General features: G+C 37.5%; 17 protein-coding genes. 7 read left to right on the top strand and 10 right to left on the bottom strand.

Features of this window, described 5'->3' with window-relative positions; translation table 11 throughout:
* Positions 1-45: 45 nt before the first annotated feature.
* Positions 46-2,328: an NADP-dependent oxaloacetate-decarboxylating malate dehydrogenase gene (gene maeB / locus AB4J89_RS02140; protein WP_088495313.1), complete on the bottom strand. Its 2,283-nt coding sequence runs from the start codon at positions 2,326-2,328 to the stop codon at positions 46-48.
* A 556-nt stretch (positions 2,329-2,884) separates the two neighbouring features.
* Here maeB and AB4J89_RS02135 point away from each other — a divergent pair.
* The gene (locus AB4J89_RS02135; RefSeq protein ID WP_069368881.1) at positions 2,885-3,508 is read left to right on the top strand and encodes a response regulator; all 624 of its coding nucleotides are present in this window, start codon (positions 2,885-2,887) and stop codon (positions 3,506-3,508) included.
* A gap of 79 nt (positions 3,509-3,587) precedes the next feature.
* On the opposite strand, the gene AB4J89_RS02130 is transcribed toward AB4J89_RS02135, so the two are convergent.
* Entirely contained in the window at positions 3,588-4,148 is a 561-nt protein-coding gene (locus AB4J89_RS02130) for a hypothetical protein (RefSeq protein ID WP_088495312.1), read from the bottom strand.
* A 206-nt stretch (positions 4,149-4,354) separates the two neighbouring features.
* On the opposite strand from AB4J89_RS02130, the gene AB4J89_RS02125 reads away from it, so the two are divergent.
* Genes AB4J89_RS02125 through AB4J89_RS02115 form a run of 3 tightly spaced genes read left to right on the top strand, consistent with a single transcriptional unit; the run spans position 4,355 to position 6,527 of the window.
* Positions 4,355-4,726 (top strand): ArsC family reductase, encoded by a 372-nt coding sequence (locus tag AB4J89_RS02125; protein ID WP_088495311.1) that lies wholly within the window; start codon positions 4,355-4,357, stop codon positions 4,724-4,726.
* Positions 4,727-4,731: 5 nt separating this feature from the next.
* A complete protein-coding gene (gene dapE / locus AB4J89_RS02120) occupies positions 4,732-5,862 on the top strand; it encodes a succinyl-diaminopimelate desuccinylase (RefSeq protein WP_088495310.1) in 1,131 nt (376 codons plus the stop codon).
* The gene (locus tag AB4J89_RS02115; RefSeq protein ID WP_088495309.1) at positions 5,859-6,527 is read left to right on the top strand and encodes a M15 family metallopeptidase; all 669 of its coding nucleotides are present in this window, start codon (positions 5,859-5,861) and stop codon (positions 6,525-6,527) included. The genes dapE and AB4J89_RS02115 overlap by 4 nt, the downstream gene beginning before the upstream one ends.
* Positions 6,528-6,529: 2 nt before the next feature.
* Here AB4J89_RS02115 and AB4J89_RS02110 read toward each other — a convergent pair whose 3' ends face one another.
* Positions 6,530-6,913, bottom strand: coding sequence for a DUF454 family protein (locus tag AB4J89_RS02110; RefSeq protein ID WP_088495308.1), 384 nt, complete (start codon positions 6,911-6,913; stop codon positions 6,530-6,532).
* 98 nt (positions 6,914-7,011) lie between these two features.
* Between AB4J89_RS02110 and AB4J89_RS02105 the strand changes: the two genes are divergently transcribed.
* Entirely contained in the window at positions 7,012-7,221 is a 210-nt protein-coding gene (locus tag AB4J89_RS02105) for a YpfN family protein (protein WP_075671870.1), read from the top strand.
* Here the strand turns inward: AB4J89_RS02105 and AB4J89_RS02100 are convergent.
* From AB4J89_RS02100 to AB4J89_RS02090, 3 genes are all read right to left on the bottom strand, one after another.
* A complete protein-coding gene (locus AB4J89_RS02100; RefSeq protein ID WP_368467919.1) occupies positions 7,184-9,232 on the bottom strand; it encodes a tRNA(Met) cytidine acetyltransferase TmcA in 2,049 nt (682 codons plus the stop codon). The genes AB4J89_RS02105 and AB4J89_RS02100 overlap by 38 nt on opposite strands.
* A gap of 2 nt (positions 9,233-9,234) precedes the next feature.
* Complete coding sequence (locus tag AB4J89_RS02095) at positions 9,235-9,687, bottom strand: DUF441 domain-containing protein (RefSeq protein ID WP_006533030.1); 453 nt, start codon at positions 9,685-9,687, stop codon at positions 9,235-9,237.
* A gap of 61 nt (positions 9,688-9,748) precedes the next feature.
* Positions 9,749-10,633 carry a neutral zinc metallopeptidase gene (locus AB4J89_RS02090; protein WP_088495306.1) on the bottom strand — a complete coding sequence of 295 codons (885 nt, stop codon included), beginning with the start codon at positions 10,631-10,633 and terminating at the stop codon, positions 9,749-9,751.
* A gap of 224 nt (positions 10,634-10,857) precedes the next feature.
* Between AB4J89_RS02090 and AB4J89_RS02085 the strand changes: the two genes are divergently transcribed.
* Both AB4J89_RS02085 and AB4J89_RS02080 read left to right on the top strand, forming a co-directional pair.
* A complete protein-coding gene (locus AB4J89_RS02085) occupies positions 10,858-11,556 on the top strand; it encodes a helix-turn-helix transcriptional regulator (protein ID WP_368467917.1) in 699 nt (232 codons plus the stop codon).
* A gap of 92 nt (positions 11,557-11,648) precedes the next feature.
* Positions 11,649-12,260 carry a glutathione S-transferase family protein gene (locus tag AB4J89_RS02080; protein WP_368467915.1) on the top strand — a complete coding sequence of 204 codons (612 nt, stop codon included), beginning with the start codon at positions 11,649-11,651 and terminating at the stop codon, positions 12,258-12,260.
* A gap of 174 nt (positions 12,261-12,434) precedes the next feature.
* On the opposite strand, the gene purC is transcribed toward AB4J89_RS02080, so the two are convergent.
* From purC to dapA, 4 genes are all read right to left on the bottom strand, one after another.
* The gene (gene purC / locus AB4J89_RS02075) at positions 12,435-13,148 is read right to left on the bottom strand and encodes a phosphoribosylaminoimidazolesuccinocarboxamide synthase (RefSeq protein ID WP_088495303.1); all 714 of its coding nucleotides are present in this window, start codon (positions 13,146-13,148) and stop codon (positions 12,435-12,437) included.
* Positions 13,149-13,674: 526 nt separating this feature from the next.
* Positions 13,675-14,265, bottom strand: a complete 591-nt coding sequence (locus tag AB4J89_RS02070; protein ID WP_088495302.1) for a phosphatase PAP2 family protein — start codon at positions 14,263-14,265, stop codon at positions 13,675-13,677.
* A 287-nt stretch (positions 14,266-14,552) separates the two neighbouring features.
* Positions 14,553-15,599: an outer membrane protein assembly factor BamC gene (gene bamC, locus AB4J89_RS02065; protein ID WP_088495301.1), complete on the bottom strand. Its 1,047-nt coding sequence runs from the start codon at positions 15,597-15,599 to the stop codon at positions 14,553-14,555.
* A 16-nt stretch (positions 15,600-15,615) separates the two neighbouring features.
* Positions 15,616-16,515: a 4-hydroxy-tetrahydrodipicolinate synthase gene (dapA, locus tag AB4J89_RS02060; protein WP_023581903.1), complete on the bottom strand. Its 900-nt coding sequence runs from the start codon at positions 16,513-16,515 to the stop codon at positions 15,616-15,618.
* Positions 16,516-16,706: the final 191 nt, after the last annotated feature.

The raw sequence follows: 16,706 nt of genomic DNA, 5'->3' as shown, positions 1-16,706 counted from the left end.
CTGATAAAAGGCGCTTTATGGATGGAACTATCTAATTAGAGACAATTAGTTTTGAGATTGTGCCTGAGCTTCAACAACAGCTAATGCCACCATATTCACGATACGACGTACTGACGCAATTGGTGTCAAAATGTGAGCTGGTTTAGCAACACCCATTAATACTGGCCCTACTGTTACACCATCAGAACTCGTTACACGTAATAAGTTATAGCTAATACGTGCGGCTTCCATTGTTGGCATAACTAACAGGTTTGCAGAGCCTTTTAATGGGCTATCTGGCATCACGTCACGACGAATTGATTCTACTAATGCCGCATCTGCATGCATTTCACCATCAATTTCTAATTCAGGTGCGCGTTGTTTGATTATCTCTAATGCTTTTCTGAGTTTGATTGAAGATGGACTATCAAATGAACCAAAGCTTGAACGAGAAACCAGCGCTGCTTTTGGCTCAATACCAAAGCGACGGATAGTATCAGCAGCCATAATCGTAATATCTGCTAGTTGTTCTGCGGTTGGATCTTCATTAACGTAAGTGTCTGTAATAAAGGTGTTACCACTTGGCAATAACAGTGCATTCATTGCTCCGGCAGTTTCCATCCCTTCACGTAAGCCAAACACATTTTTGTAGATTTCAAAATGTTCAGAATAGCTACCTACTGTACCGCAAATCAGGCCATCTGCTTCACCTCGGCGAACCATAATGGCACCAATCAGTGTTGGATTACCAATCATTGCACGGCGAGCTTGCTCTTGTGATACACCGCGACGTTTCATGATTTGGTGATATTCTTGCCAATACTCTTTGAAACGTGGATCGTTTTCATTATTCACCACTTCAAAGTCTTTACCCGCTTTAATATGTAAACCCAATTTCTGAATACGCATTTCAATCACACTAGGGCGACCAATTAAGATTGGTGTAGCTAATCCTAATGTTACTAGCTCTTGTGTTGCATGCAGTACGCGATTTTCTTCCCCTTCTGCTAACACAATGCGTTTTTTCTCTTTTTTCGCTTGAGAGAAAATAGGTTTCATAAATAAGTTCGTTTTATAAACAAACTCATTAAGGTGTTCGATATAAGCAGAGAAGTCTTCAATTGGGCGTGTTGCAACACCTGAATCCATCGCTGCTTTTGCAACTGCTGGCGCAATTTTCACAATCAAACGTGGATCAAATGGTTTTGGAATAATGTATTCAGGACCAAAAGAGAGCTCCTGATCACCATAGGCAGAAGCAACTTCTTCGTTTTGTTCTGCCAATGCCAATTCTGCAATAGCATGAACACAAGCAAGTTTCATCTCCTCATTAATTGCAGTCGCACCAACGTCTAATGCGCCACGGAAGATGAATGGGAAACACAATACGTTATTAACCTGATTTGGATAGTCAGAACGCCCTGTGCAAATAATCGCATCTGAACGTACTGCTTTTGCTAGCGGTGGTAAAATTTCAGGCTCTGGATTGGCAAGCGCGAGAATAAGTGGATCGCGTGCCATTTTTTTGACCATTTCTTGCGTTAATACACCTGGCCCTGAACAACCTAAGAAGATGTCGGCATTATTAATAACATCATCTAATGTACGAGTACCGTTATCTTCAATCGCATAAGCCGCTTTAGTTTCTGCCATATTGGCTTCACGACCGCGGTAGATAACCCCTTTAGAGTCACATACAGTGATGTTTTCGCGTGTTAGCCCTAAAGCAACTAATAAGTTCATACAAGCAATAGATGCGGCACCGGCTCCTGATACCACTAATTTTACTTTGCTGATCTCTTTTTTAATAATACGTAAGCCATTGAGAATAGCGGCTGTAGAGATAATCGCTGTACCATGTTGATCATCATGGAATACAGGAATATTCATTTTTTCACGCAGTTTTTTCTCAATATAGAAACACTCTGGTGCTTTAATGTCTTCGAGGTTAATACCACCAAATGTTGGCTCTAATGACGCAATAATATCAACGAGTTTATCAGGATCTGTCTCATTAACTTCGATGTCAAAAACATCAACGCCAGAAAACTTCTTAAACAAAACGCCTTTACCTTCCATCACAGGCTTACCTGCTAAGGCACCGATATTTCCAAGTCCAAGTACCGCAGTACCATTTGAAATCACCGCGACAAGGTTGCCTTTGGCTGTGTAGCGATAAGCTGCTAGAGGATCTGCTGCAATTTCTAAACAAGGAGCGGCGACACCCGGTGAATAAGCTAATGCTAAATCACGTTGGGTTGTAAGTGGTTTTGTCGGTGTTACTGTGATTTTGCCAGGTACGGGAAATTCATGAAAATCTAGAGCGCTTTGTTTTAATTTGTCTTCCATCTTCATATCCTTTGTATCAATAGGGTAAGGGCTTCGTTAGTATAATGGTAATGGAGCGTTAAATCATGACGGCTCCGACACTTTTTTCAAATTAGTAAACTAGATTCATTATAAACAATTAATACCTAGTTATAGGTATATTATTAACGCTATTTAATTTCATCTGTGTAATAAACTCGAACAGAAAAAAGACAATATTTGTTTATTATTTACCAGATATTAAATTAACATTTAAAATAATTAAATTTTTTATATAGTTTAAAAAAACAATAACTATTTTCACTTGTTGATTATTTTTAAAATAGTCTTACCTCTGTACAACTCATTGTAACTATAAAGATTTTATAGAATTAGATGTTTTGTTAGTCTTTTTGGTTATTTTCTTTTTTACCCGTAACAATAATTGGTGTAATATTGCCAACCGTCAATTTTATTTTCTTATTGTTTTAATAAGATGTCTGATTCTAATTTTTATTCCTCATTTGGAATTTACTTTTTTATTTTCTGCTATTGGAAAGATTACGCACATTATTATTTTTTTTTAGGGAGAGGGGTTATGCCTAGCTACTCAATTATGATAGTGGATGATCACCCTATCATGAGATATGGATTACGGCTATTGTTAGAAAAAGACAAGGATTTTGTCGTAGTAAGCGAAAGTGGCAATGCTCAAGAGGCTGTAACCGCTGCAAAACAGTTAAATCCAGATTTAATTATGATGGATTTAAATCTACAAGGGCGTTCAGGTATTGATATTATTCGAACACTTCGCCGCTCTGGTTTGACATCTTATGTTCTTGTTTTATCCGTTTCTGATTCACGTAATGATGTTTACGCTGCGTTGGATGCAGGCGCAAACGGTTATCTTTTAAAAGAATGTGAGCTAGACATGCTATTACTTAGTTTGCGTAAAGCGGCTGTTGGGCATCCGGTTTACAGTGAGCGAGTATGGCAATATATTCAGCTTAGGCAAAACTATTCTGATCCACTTTCAGCGTTGACTAAAAGAGAATTGGATGTTCTTCATGAAGTGTCTGCTGGAATGAAAAATAAGCAAATTGCTGAGAATTTATTTATTTCTGAAGAAACAGTGAAAGTTCACATTCGTAATATTTTAAAGAAACTGCAAGTCACTTCTCGTTTAGCTGCCAGTCTTATTCTTATTAAGCATCAGTACTAAACGTTTTACCCCGACACTGGGTCGGGGTAATAAGATATATCGTTTCAGTATTTCATTTAAGTCTGGATCAAGTCATTTATTACTCGATAGGTACAGGATAGCTCAATACTTTAAAATGGTTATCTGGTAATTTTTCGATATTTAACTGATACAACTCTCGATTTATTCCATTAATCACAATATCAAGTTCGCTAAAAGCGGATTGTATTTCTTCATTGGTTGCCCATGAAGGAATACCTCTCACTCCATAATAGAAATAAATTTTACTTTTACCTGAGTCTATTGGCTGAATTTCTTTTATCTGACTAATGAAAAGATGGCCATAGCAGAAATCTTGATAAGGTTGCCAAGCTTTACGCCCTTTTTCACTAAGATTAAACACCCACTCTTCTCCATTTGCGGTTTGTTCAATCAATCCAGCTTCGACTAATGCATGCATTCTTTCTAATACCCAGGGTGCATCATCTTCATTGCTGTACACAGGCCATTTCCCTTCGCCCAAACACAATAAATAATCACTGTTAAAAAAGGCCTCTAAGGCTATTTTATACTCATCAACTTTTGGACTGTCTTTTTCTTCATCAGCCCAGCTAAAAGAAGAGAGTAAAAGCAATATAAGACTCAGTGAAATACTTTTCATATTTTCTTTTACCAACGGAAATCTTTATTCGTATTTGTATTACTCTACGCTACACAATTCGTTACACTAACGTGACAGTTTAATATCCGATATATTTTATAATGTAAATAGGATTTTTCACTACAACAAAAGCTGTTATTTTGGAATTGTATAACACTCATTCACATCAATACTAATATTACGTATTGTCATATAAGGAAAATATCATGTCCACGACAAACCTGACATATACCATGTACGGCATAAAAAATTGCGATACCATCAAAAAAGCGCGTAAATGGTTAGATGATAATCATATTCCTTACGCGTTTCATGATTACCGCAAAGAGGGTTTGACGGAAGCATTATTACGCACCTTTACAGAAAATTTAGATTGGCAGACACTTGTGAATAAAAGAGGAACAACTTGGCGTCAATTATCCGATGAAGAAAAGAACGCAATCACTGATGTTACCTCAGCGATTTCACTTATGTTAGATAAACCTGCCATTATTAAACGCCCTATTCTTGTGTCATCTGACAACCGTTTTATTGTTGGTTTTGATGCCAATGATTATTCGACCTTTACAGGAGCCTAATTTTTATGTCCTGTCCTGTTATTGAGCTTGCACAACAACTCATTTCGCGTCCATCAATCAGCCCTGATGATCAAGGTTGTCAGCAATTGATCATTGATAGGCTTGCCCCTCTTGGTTTTACTATTGAAAGAATGCCTTTTGGTGAAACTGAGAATCTCTGGGCTTGTCGTGGTGGTGAAGGTGAAACGCTGGCTTTTGCTGGTCATACTGATGTTGTACCAACTGGTGATCCTAATTTGTGGGATAACCCGCCTTTTGAACCGTCTATTCGTGATGGTATGTTATATGGGCGCGGGGCGGCAGATATGAAAGGCTCGCTTGCCGCCATGATCGTAGCAGCTGAGCGCTTTGTTCGCTCTTATCCTGAACACCGTGGGCGACTCGCTTTTTTAATTACATCAGATGAAGAAGCTAAAGCCGCAGATGGTACGGTTAAGGTCGTACAATCTTTGATGTCGCGTGGCGAACGCCTTGATTATTGCCTTGTGGGTGAACCTTCAAGCCAACATCATTTAGGTGATATGGTAAAAAACGGTCGTCGAGGCTCAATAACAGCAAATTTAATTATTCAAGGTGTGCAAGGTCATGTCGCTTACCCTCACCTTGCAGAAAATCCTATTCATCTTGCCTCTCCTTTTATCCAAGATCTTGTTAATACTGTTTGGGATGAAGGCAACGAATTTTTCCCAGCCACCACCATGCAAATTGCCAATATTCATGCTGGTACAGGCAGTAATAATGTGATCCCCGGTGAGCTATTTATTCAATTTAATTTCCGTTTTAGTACTGCTATTACAGATGAAGAAATTCGTCAACGTACAGAAGCTCTATTACAAAAGCACCAACTTCGCTACCAATTAGAATGGTCGTTATCTGGTCAGCCTTTTATTACTGGGCAAGGCAAATTACTTGAAGCAGTACGTTATTCCGTTAAGCATTACACCAATTTAGAGCCAGAACTCTCCACCAGCGGAGGCACTTCTGATGGCCGATTTATTGCCCAAATGGGAGCACAAGTTGTCGAATTAGGTCCAATTAATGCAACAATTCATAAAGTTAATGAGTGCGTTAATGCAGCAGATTTACAACAGCTTAGCCGTATTTATCAGCGGGTTATGGAGCAACTTATTTTATGATAACGCCTTTAATGTTAACAGGCCGTTCTACCGACCATTTAGTCACTTTATCCGGTCAACATCGCTTACAGTTTAATGCCACTAAGGCTTTTTTAGCGTTACAACAACAAGCTACAAAAGCAGGCTTTAAATTAATGCCAGCCAGCTCTTTTCGTGATTTTAATCGTCAATTAGCGATATGGAATGGGAAGTTTGAAGGCAGTCGCCCTGTTTTAGATGCACAAAGCCAGCCAATCGATATTCATGCATTATCAGAAGGTGAACGCTGTCTTGCTATTTTAAAATGGTCAGCCTTGCCCGGCGCAAGTCGCCACCATTGGGGCACTGAGATTGATATTTACGATCCTTTTCGCTTACCTGAAGGCCAATCATTACAATTAGAACCTTGGGAATACGAAGAAGGTGGCTATTTTGCAGAGCTTAATGAATGGTTAACGGAAAATATGTCAGCGTATGATTTTTATCGCCCTTTTACCCATAAAGAGAGCGATATTGCTTATGAACCTTGGCACATCAGTTATTGGCCCCTTTCTCATGAAGCGTCTCTTGCTTACACACCTGATATTCTAAAATCGGTGTTAGAAGAAGAGGATATTTATGGTAAACAGTGGCTATTAGCTAATCTTGACGAAATATTTGCACGTTACATTGTTTTGCCTGAATAACATTATTTTTCACATGGAGCTTCTTGTTGATCGTTAACAGGAAGTCTCCACATAAATATCAACAAACACACTAAGATTATCAGCAATAATATTCTGACCCAAAGCATAGACACTAACCACAGTGAAATCGCAAAGGTAATTAAGATCACTAAGATAGCTTTAGGTTTCGCCCCTTTAGGCATAGCGTGATAAGTTTGCCAATATCGTAAATAAGGGCCGAACCAAGAGCGATAAAGTAACCAATAATGGAAGCGCTTTGACGAACGAGAAAAACACCATGCGGCTAGTAATAAGAAAGGAGTAGTGGGTAATACAGGCAAAATAACCCCTAATGTGGCTAATCCCACACATAACCAACCTGCTATAATCAATAATATCCGTTTCATGCTGTGCTTTTCCAACTCATGCTTTATTGCGTTATTTTATAGAGTAAATAAAAAAGATCCTCATTCTCAACAACAATTTTAAAATATAAGGCTTATTTATGCACTGGCTTGCTGACTATTGGTGGGTAATTTTAATTCTTTTAGTAGGAATTATTATTAACGCTATTAAAGATATGAACAAAATCGATCCCAAGCAATTTCTTAAAAATAAGCGAAAGTTACCGCCACATCGTGATTTTAATGATAAATGGGATGATGAAGATGATTGGCCTAAACAAAATCAAAACAAGAAGGATGAGAATAAGTAGCTAACCACTGTTGATAACGCGATGTTAACTGAGCATCTTTTTCAGCCATTAATTGCGCGCATTGCTCTCTTAATTGCTTAGTTAAGACTTTTTTTCCTGATAAAGAAAACTCAGCCACACACTGCTCAACTGATTTATTGTCTACAAAAAAAGCCACTAGTAACGGATAGTGTTGCTCATAACCTACCAAAAAGTTAGCAACACTCTCATAAACAGTAAGGGCTGGACGATGGGCAAATGCAAAGCCCGCCATCATTAACCAATCGTCTTGTGGTGTAGCAATATGACTTGGTATTAACTTATCTGCTAAACAGAGTTTTGTTTGCTGTTGTATCTGCGGATATTGCAAAGCAAAAGCACGTAAAGAAGAGTGCAATAACTGTTTACCTTTTTCTGTTAGTGGATAAATCGCCATTGCGGCATAACATCCACTGCTCGCCTCTTTATGTACTCCTAATCGCACTATTTGAAAGCCACATTGTACCCAAAACTGCGCTAACACTTCGGTGTAACCAAAGCTGACAGAAAGATAATCAATAGCCCGTTCTTGGCTCTCTTTTACAATATTAGAAATTAAAGTTGCTGCAATTTTTTGACGTCGATATTGAGGCAAAACAGCAATACGGCTAATACGCAATGAATTCAAACACATTGCATCAGGTGTTAAACCATAAGTGACTAATGATTGAGCAACTAAATTGCCTCTAGGCCTACGAGTGCCTAGCCAAACATCATGAGCTAGCTCGACAGATAGCCCACCTTCTTCAATACACCACACAGCACCTACGATTTTTTTATTGATTGATGCTGACCAATAACGTTGCTTTTGACCATCAAGTAAACGTCGTAGATCAAGTGATGTTGTTCGATAATGCGCACTAGTAAGCAATTGATAAAAATCATGTAGTTGTGAAATGTTATTGTGCCAATGTCCTTGAAGCTGCTGGACATCGACTTCACCTTGCTGCTGACAATCAAAATCATACTCAGGCTCATCAAGCAATAACAACTGATTAAGCCAATTTTCTAATGGGCAATCTTTAGCCCAACGAATGGGCATTTGTAATTGATAGGTACGTAAATTAGGAATGTTATCTCCTAATTTCAGCATAAAACCTCGCCCTGTTCCTTCATAGCCTTGTACTGTGGTTGTCATTAATACATTAGGAAAATAACCACACAACGCTTCTAGTTGTGCAATAGGTAGAGAGGCTGCCTCATCAATAATCAACCAATCACTTTGAATTTCGTTATTAATGCATAGCGCTAATAAATTATCAGGAGAATAAAATGAAATGACTTTATTGGTATGTGAAGATAAAATATCTGTACTATTTTTAGCTGGTGCACATACCAGTACACTTCCTTGATACTGTTCGATAAACATTCCCGCCAGCGCTGACTTTCCTCTGCCTCTTGGTGCAATAACACTCCAAACACCGGATGTCGATAAGAGTAAACTATCTAAAATCGCTTGCTGTTCTGCGGTCGGTTTACCTTGTGGAAGCGCCCAAGGTTTAGTTTTTTCAATCAATGTAGGTAATTGAAATGGCGTTGATTGTTGCCATATGATCACTTGATCATCACTCAAAGTGATGTTTTTTAGCCACGCCATAAAATTTGGTGTTGAAAGCACACCTTGAGCATCATTCCAGCGCTGACTATCGTTATCGATATAACTATCCCAATTTTCAATATCAGGTAGACATAAAATCAATAAACTACCTGCTTTTAATGTGCCTGTTAACATGGCTAAAGCATCAGTATTAAATCCCTCATTGGCATCAAAAACAGCATGCAGAAACTCACGTCCTAACAGACGAATAGCTTGTTCAGGCAAAACAGCATTAGATTGATTGGAAGAAATTGTGATCCAATCACCTTGGCATAATTGAGTAATTTGCTGGATCTGCGTCACTTGCCATGCAGGATCACCTGCTAATAGCAATAACTGACGTTGCCCTAATTGCGCTAATTTTTGCTGATATTGATGTAAATGAGAAAATGGCACAGCTAGGATTTACCGATTAACAGCGAAAGAATACCTGCTGCAATTAATGGCCCAACAGGCACACCTCGGAAAAGTGCGACACCAATGACGGTTCCCACTAATAAACCAGCAACTGTTGAAGGCTGGTTATTCATTAAAGAAACACCTCGTGCACCTAACCAAGAAACCGCGATACCTATTGCAATCGCTAACAGTGATTTCCAGTTTAAAAATGAGTTAAGAACTTCTTGCCCTGAAATACGCCCTGTTGCAATGGGTGTCATTACCCCAATGGTCAGAATTAAGATCCCAATGGTCATGCCATATTTTTCAACAACAGGAAAATATTGATTTAGAGGCGTGATTTTAATCACTAGCAAAGCAAGCATTGCTAACGTTACAGTCATATTATGACTAATAATGCCAAGCCCGGCGAGAACCAGCAAAATTAATAGTGAGGGATCAACGTTACTCATGTTTGTTCCTAAACCTTTCTCTTTATAGCGTTAATTGTCTTTTATTTACCGATGAATGGTATTAGTTCAAAGATGAAGAAGCAAATGTATCACAAGATTTGATATTGCCACTGTTATAGCCACGCATAAACCAAGTCTTACGTTGTTCTGCGGTGCCATGTGTAAAGCTATCAGGCACGGCATAGCCCTGTTGCTGTTTCTGTAATTTGTCGTCACCGATCGCTTGCGCCGTTTTAATCGCCGTTAATAAATCGCTTTCATCAATACGGCCTTCACCTGCAATAAAATGTCCCCACATTCCAGCAAAACAGTCTGCTTGCAGTTCTAATTTTACGGATAAACGATTCGCTTCTGCTTTTGAGCGTGCCATTTGTTGTTTTTCACGCATTTGATTAGTAATACCTAATAAATGCTGAACATGGTGCCCTACTTCATGCGAAATCACATAACCTTGAGCAAACTCACCGCCGCCACCTAGGCTATGTTTCATTTCATTATAAAAAGAGAGATCGAGATAAATTTTTCTATCCGCTGGGCAATAAAAAGGTCCCATTATTTTTGTACCAGTGCCACATTGTGTAGTAGTGCTATTGGTATATAACACAAGTTTTGGATAGCTATATTGTTTGCCCGCTTGTGCAAAAATAGTTTGCCAAAAATCTTCTGTACTGGCTAAAACGACGCTACTAAAATCTGCGGCTTCATTATAAAGGGCGCTTTGTTGTTCGTTACGTTGTGGTGCTTGGTTGGTTTCACCTGTTAATGAGTTAAAGTCAAACCCCATAAAACTGGCTATCACTAAAACAATAATAACCACAAACCCGTATTTGGTGCGTAATAAAAGTGCAATTAATCCTAATGGAAGATTACCACCACCTGATGCGGAGGAAGATTGCCCTCTTCTATCTTCAACATTGTCACTTCTTCGGCGATCATTCCAACGCATAACTTATCCCCACTGTTTAAATAGACCACTTTAGCTTTATTATGAACAAATTTATCACTTGATTTGAGATAATAACAAAAAATTGCATTCTCTATTCCCTATTTTTTGAGAACAAGATAATAGAGACTGTTAGAGAAAATAACTCAACACATCCTAGTCATTTCATAATAGAATTCTTATTTCTTACCCTTGTGTTTTTTCTTCACTAATAAATAGATAATTTAATGACTCGAACTCAACGTTTACTTACTTTATTGCAGATTTTAAAAGAAAATCGCTATCCGATAACGGCAGAAGCGCTGGCAGATAAATTGCAAATTAGTATCAGATCTATTTATCGTGATATTGAATCTTTGCGTAACCAAGGTGCTGAAATCACGGGTGAAGCTGGTATAGGTTATCAACTAAAATCAGGTTTACTCCTGCCACCATTAACCTTTGATATTAATGAACTTGAAGCGCTTATTTTAGGTTTACGTTGGGTAGAAAGTCATACAGATAAAGAATTAAGTCATTCTGCATTACGGGCAATTAATAAAATCAATGCCGTAGTAACAACACAGCACCAAACCTTACTTGAACAAAACACATTGTTTGTTCCCACTAACAGAATTATTGAAGTTGATCACACCATTGCCAAAGATATGCGTTTTAGTTTACGCGAAGAAAAGAAAGCCAAAATAGATTATCAGGATGCTCAAAAAAAATTAAGCACTCGGATTATTTGGCCGATTGCTGTGGGTTATTTTCAAGACTCTCAGGTTATTGCCGCATGGTGTGAATTACGCCAAAGCTATCGTCATTTTAGGCTCGATAGAATTATCTCTTATGAAGTATTAAGTGATAATTTGCCTTACCCTAAAAGCTATTTATTCTCACGCTGGAAAAAAGAGATCTTGAAAGAGACTCCTGACAGAAATTGACACATGGTTTGCGTAATATCTTCCTTACTGTTCTTCGTTTAGCTGTTCTAATCTAAATAATATCATATTAATCAACACAGTAAGGAAACATCATGAGTGAACTTATTCTTTATACTAATGCAATGTCTCGCGGTAACACTGCTGAGCTTTTTTTAAAAATATTAGATGTGCCTTATCAGCGTGTTGAATTAGAATATGGCGCACCAATGCGTACTCCTGAATATCTTGCTATTAATCCGATGGCAAAAGTTCCTGCATTAGTGGATGGTGAAGTCGTCGTTACAGAGACGGCGGCAATTTGTGCTTATTTAGCAGATAAATTTATTGAGAAAGGATTTGCTCCCGCCCTTAATTCACCCGAGCGCGCAGCTTATTATCGTTGGTTCTTTTTTACCGCAGGACCTATCGAATCTGCATTTACTATAAAAGAGCTTGGTATTGAACTTAATGAAGAGCAGCAAAAATCATCTGGTTTTGGTTCTTTTGAACGCGCTTTTCATTGCTTAGAGACGGGCTTAGCCAGCGCTAAACCTTACCTTTGTGGTAAAAATCTGACTGCCGTTGATGTGTATGTGGGTTATTTCCTTATATTTCTGTGCAAGTATGCACTTATTCAACCTACACCACTGATTAATCAATATATTGATAGCCTTGCGCTTAATAAAGAAATTAAACAATTATTAGAAAGTTTAGAATTACGATAAATTTTCTTATTATTAAATGTAATTCAATCAAGCTATCTCCCTAGTTGCTTAATATCATTATTATATTGATTTAATACATTTTATTTAATACGCCCCATTTAAGGCAAAAGGTCAGCTTTTAAGCTGACCTTTTCTAATTACATCTTATTAAATTTGACGTAATCGTTTGCGTATTTAGTCTAAAGAAACACCGATTCGACGTGCAACTTCTTCGTATGCTTCAATTAATCCGCCTAAGCTTTGACGGAAACGGTCTTTATCCATTTTATCTAAGGTATTTTTATCCCATAGACGGCTTCCATCAGGAGAGAATTCATCACCTAATACCACTTTGCCATGAAATAGACCAAACTCAAGTTTAAAATCGACTAAAATAAGTCCTGCTTTATCAAAGAGTTCGCTAAGGACATCGTTTGCTTTATAGCTCAAACGTTTCATTTCTGCGAGGTTTTCTTTAGACACCCAACCAAAGGTTTCACAATAAGATTCATTGACCATAGGATCATGACGAGCATCATCTTTTAAGAATAAATCAAAGATTGGTGGGTTTAAAAGTGTACCTTCTTCGATACCTAAACGTTTGACTAATGATCCCGCTGCACGATTACGGATAACACATTCAACAGGTACCATATCGAGTTTTTTTACTAGCACTTCATTATCAGAAAGCAAACGTTCCATCTGCGTTGGGATACCCGCTTCTTCCAGTTTATTCATAATGAAATGGTTAAATTTGTTATTTACCATACCTTTACGATCAAACTGTTCAATACGTTGGCCATCTAACGCTGATGTATCATTTCTGAATTCAAGGATAAGAAAATCAGAAGATTCAGTGGCATAGACCGTTTTGGCTTTTCCACGATACAACTCAGCTTTTTTCTGCATCTGACACACTCCAAAGATGTGATAGGTTTAACAAGAAATTTGCTTCCCATACTCTACTCTAGATCAGACAAAAAAGCTTTTAAAACGTGAGTACTATCACTAAAAAATCTCGCCTTTAATCTGAAGTTCACAACGTTTTTTTATTAAAAATAATCTCTATTATTAGAAATCATATTCCAATTAATTCTATTGAACAATCACACTCATAACGAAAGCTATAATCATCAATAAAAAGATCGTTTGGTAAAATCAGAATATATAAAATATAAAAAGTCAGAATAAGAATAATTATAGATTATATCACTGCATTATTTCTATTTTTAGATGATATTCTTAATAAGCATTAGTTCTGTTTCATATTACATTTATTTTGAGTAATCAATAATAAAAAAACCAGATTAATTTCTTTTTATTGAAATTTAATCTGGTTATCAGTATTAGCATCAACGCGTTTTAATGATTTATCTCTAATCTATTTTTATATTTAAAAAGACTTATGTTATCTCTTAATAACATCATGCTTACATTAAATAATGTAACAGTAGATCTCGTAAGCAAACCAGCCTAATAAAGCACCCGCAGGTAAATCAATTAAGTAATGTTGTTTCGTAAACATGCAAGATAATGCAATAAATAATGGGAATAAGAAAACCCAAGGCCCTAAGGTTGCATAAGCAAGACATGCGGTGAGTGTTGCAACGGAAACGTGCATACTAGGGAAGCAGTTTGAGGAATCATCAAAATACTGAACAAACTTAAGAAATTTCTCTGACGCTGTTTTTCCTGGGTTTAATGTGCGCCAATGTGCTGGAGTTGCAACAGGGAACACAACAAAGAAAAACATTTGCATGACTAACAAAACAATATAACTAAAAACAATCATAATGAATTGTCTTGAGTCTTGAATGATCCAGTTGAGGTATAAAATTGCAGGATAATATAAAAAGCTATAGATCCATGACCACCATGGCCAGAAAGGAATTTTTTCATCAATCGGTGAGTTAATAACTTTCACTTCTCTCAATGTATATCGTTGAGTAAAAAAATAAAATTGATAAACACCTACAATAAGTATCCCACTTAATATCAAGTGAATAATCATATCACCTGCACTCATAAATACCCCTTCATATAGTCAGAGAATGCTTTGTTATTTTTATTTAAGAATAAGAATTGACGCAATATTGCATAAATTTAATCGTATTGCATTAAGATTAATATTATTAATAATTTTAAATTAAACCTTATCATTAAAAGAGCATTCAATTAATGATGTTAAATCTGGTAATTTCAATTGTCTTTTTATAAATAAATTTCAATTTAGATTAATACAATTAAGTTAAGATCATAAAAAAGCCGCACAATATTTATTGTACGGCTTCTCATATTTTTAAAGAATAATACTTATTTAACAGGCTTACTGAAAGCAGCTTTCAGTGCAGCAACCATTTGATCATTTTGTGATTGTGTTAATGGTTTACCTTTATCACTGATAAATTGTAAACTACTGCGGTTATTTAAATCGCCGACTTGTAATTTATAATCCGCTTCTTCAACAGTTGGTCTATCAACACCTAACGCACTCCAATTCGCACTGCTCATTCCTTTATAGGTTACTTCAATTGAACCTTTAGAACGTGTGCGATCACCCATCTTCATACCAACACTTTCTAATGCGATTGGTAATCTATCCCAAACCACATCAAATGGTGCACGAACGATAATCACTGGAAGACCCGCATTATCACTACCACTTTGGACATCGATAATACCTTGTAAGCTACTGCTTGCCGTATTTTCGCTTAAATTACGCATACGGTTTAAGCCATCAACCAATTCGTTAAGCATTAAAATATTGTAACGCTTCACCTCAGCCGGATCAGTCATCTCAGTTTCGCCTTGGCGTAAACCTTCATTAGTCACTGTTAACGAAATAACATTACCTGACTGAGCAATCACTAAACGCTGACGTGTTTGGAAAGGTACGTTTTCATCTGCACGTAACCATGTGATCCAATCAGTGTGGATCTCTTTTTGCCCTGCATCACTTTTGGCAATCGCAACACCTTTCTCTTTTAAGATAGAGCTAACTTGCTCATACAGTGTTGTGTTTTCAGGTGAATTTGGTAATAACAAACGACTGTTATCTGCATTATTTTCACTGCGTGAACCACTTAACAGATTCAGTGCTTGAGTTGGTGGGCGAATATCAAGCGCTAAACCAACAGGTTCAGTTTTTTTAGGGGTTGGAATGTCATATTCCCCATTTTGCAAAGGCAACACCATACCCGCCGGAATTGCTAAATTCTTTAGCCCTGCCGTCTCTAAATAAGACTCATCACCACTGACCTGACGTTTATAGCGCTGATCACTTGAACAGGCTGCCAGTAAAACCACCAGCGACAGACCCGCGACTTTCATAATCTTTGATTTATGCAATAGTGTTGCCATTAAAATTCCCTAAGTTTTACAGTATTCCCGCTGTTAACAGCGCTTTCTCAACAATTTGCTGACCTGATGATGTCAACGGAGTCATAGGTAAGCGCAATGTGGCGTCTTCAATCAATCCAATACGTTGACACGCCCATTTAGCTGGGATTGGATTAGGTTCAACAAATAACTGATGATGTAAGTCCATCAGACGTCGATTAAGTTCACGTGCTTTTGCAAACTCACCCGCATTTGCTAATCGACATAATTCTACCATCTCTGACGCTGCAACGTTAGCAGTAACCGAAATAACACCATGACCGCCAAGTTGCATAAAGTCTAATGATGATGCGTCATCGCCACTTAATAAGATAAAACTATCATCATTAACCAACTCTTGGATTTGACTAACACGACTTAAGTTCCCTGTCGCCTCTTTAATTGCCACAATATTATCCAACTTGGCTAAACGTGCAACTGTTACAGGCAATAAATCGCATCCAGTGCGACCCGGCACATTATACAGGATTTGTGGTAATGCTGTGCTTTCAGAAATCGCTTTAAAGTGCTGATATAACCCTTCTTGTGAAGGTTTATTATAATAAGGTGTAACACTTAAACAACCTGCAATACCTTTATTTTCAAACTGTTGTGTGAACCAGACTGCTTCAGATGTTGCATTAGCACCCGTACCAGCAATCACAGGAATACGCCCATCAGCCATATCTAATGTCATCAGAACAACATCAACATGCTCGTCATGACTTAATGTTGCAGATTCTCCTGTTGTGCCAACAGAAACTATTGCGGCACTGCCTGCATTAACATGATAGTCAACTAATTTACGTAAACTAACCCGGTCAACATTGCCTTTTGCGTCCATTGGTGTAACCAATGCCACCATACTGCCTGTAAAATTAAATTCGTTATTCACCATAATCATTGCTCCGAGATAGACGTATACTCAATGGTACTCATTCGTTGCTCTATTGAAAACTACTTAACTCTAGGTTTCTAATGAAATTTGCTAATATTCTTTGATATGAATTAAAGAGATATAATAATTGAAGATAGTGAGCAAGGGATCTTGGCAGAAATCGAAATTTGTGTTTACCTGTTAAGAATAAA

This window comes from Proteus sp. STS61-E (genome assembly GCF_040932335.1).
In the GTDB taxonomy this organism is placed as follows: Bacteria; Pseudomonadota; Gammaproteobacteria; order Enterobacterales; family Enterobacteriaceae; genus Proteus; species Proteus mirabilis_B.
Note: the sequence above shows the minus strand (reverse complement) of the source record. Positions and strands in the feature narration are given on the sequence as shown.

Bases quoted from the DNA above. Each gene is read 5' to 3' on its own strand.
- maeB (WP_088495313.1), bottom strand. From the start codon at position 2,328: ATGGAAGACAAATTAAAACAAAGCGCTCTAGATTTTCATGAATTTCCC.
- AB4J89_RS02135 (WP_069368881.1), top strand. From the start codon at position 2,885: ATGCCTAGCTACTCAATTATGATAGTGGATGATCACCCTATCATGAGA.
- AB4J89_RS02130 (WP_088495312.1), bottom strand. From the start codon at position 4,148: ATGAAAAGTATTTCACTGAGTCTTATATTGCTTTTACTCTCTTCTTTT.
- AB4J89_RS02125 (WP_088495311.1), top strand. From the start codon at position 4,355: ATGTCCACGACAAACCTGACATATACCATGTACGGCATAAAAAATTGC.
- dapE (WP_088495310.1), top strand. From the start codon at position 4,732: ATGTCCTGTCCTGTTATTGAGCTTGCACAACAACTCATTTCGCGTCCA.
- AB4J89_RS02115 (WP_088495309.1), top strand. From the start codon at position 5,859: ATGATAACGCCTTTAATGTTAACAGGCCGTTCTACCGACCATTTAGTC.
- AB4J89_RS02110 (WP_088495308.1), bottom strand. From the start codon at position 6,913: ATGAAACGGATATTATTGATTATAGCAGGTTGGTTATGTGTGGGATTA.
- AB4J89_RS02105 (WP_075671870.1), top strand. From the start codon at position 7,012: ATGCACTGGCTTGCTGACTATTGGTGGGTAATTTTAATTCTTTTAGTA.
- AB4J89_RS02095 (WP_006533030.1), bottom strand. From the start codon at position 9,687: ATGAGTAACGTTGATCCCTCACTATTAATTTTGCTGGTTCTCGCCGGG.
- AB4J89_RS02090 (WP_088495306.1), bottom strand. From the start codon at position 10,633: ATGCGTTGGAATGATCGCCGAAGAAGTGACAATGTTGAAGATAGAAGA.
- AB4J89_RS02085 (WP_368467917.1), top strand. From the start codon at position 10,858: ATGACTCGAACTCAACGTTTACTTACTTTATTGCAGATTTTAAAAGAA.
- AB4J89_RS02080 (WP_368467915.1), top strand. From the start codon at position 11,649: ATGAGTGAACTTATTCTTTATACTAATGCAATGTCTCGCGGTAACACT.
- purC (WP_088495303.1), bottom strand. From the start codon at position 13,148: ATGCAGAAAAAAGCTGAGTTGTATCGTGGAAAAGCCAAAACGGTCTAT.
- AB4J89_RS02070 (WP_088495302.1), bottom strand. From the start codon at position 14,265: ATGAGTGCAGGTGATATGATTATTCACTTGATATTAAGTGGGATACTT.
- bamC (WP_088495301.1), bottom strand. From the start codon at position 15,599: ATGGCAACACTATTGCATAAATCAAAGATTATGAAAGTCGCGGGTCTG.
- dapA (WP_023581903.1), bottom strand. From the start codon at position 16,515: ATGGTGAATAACGAATTTAATTTTACAGGCAGTATGGTGGCATTGGTT.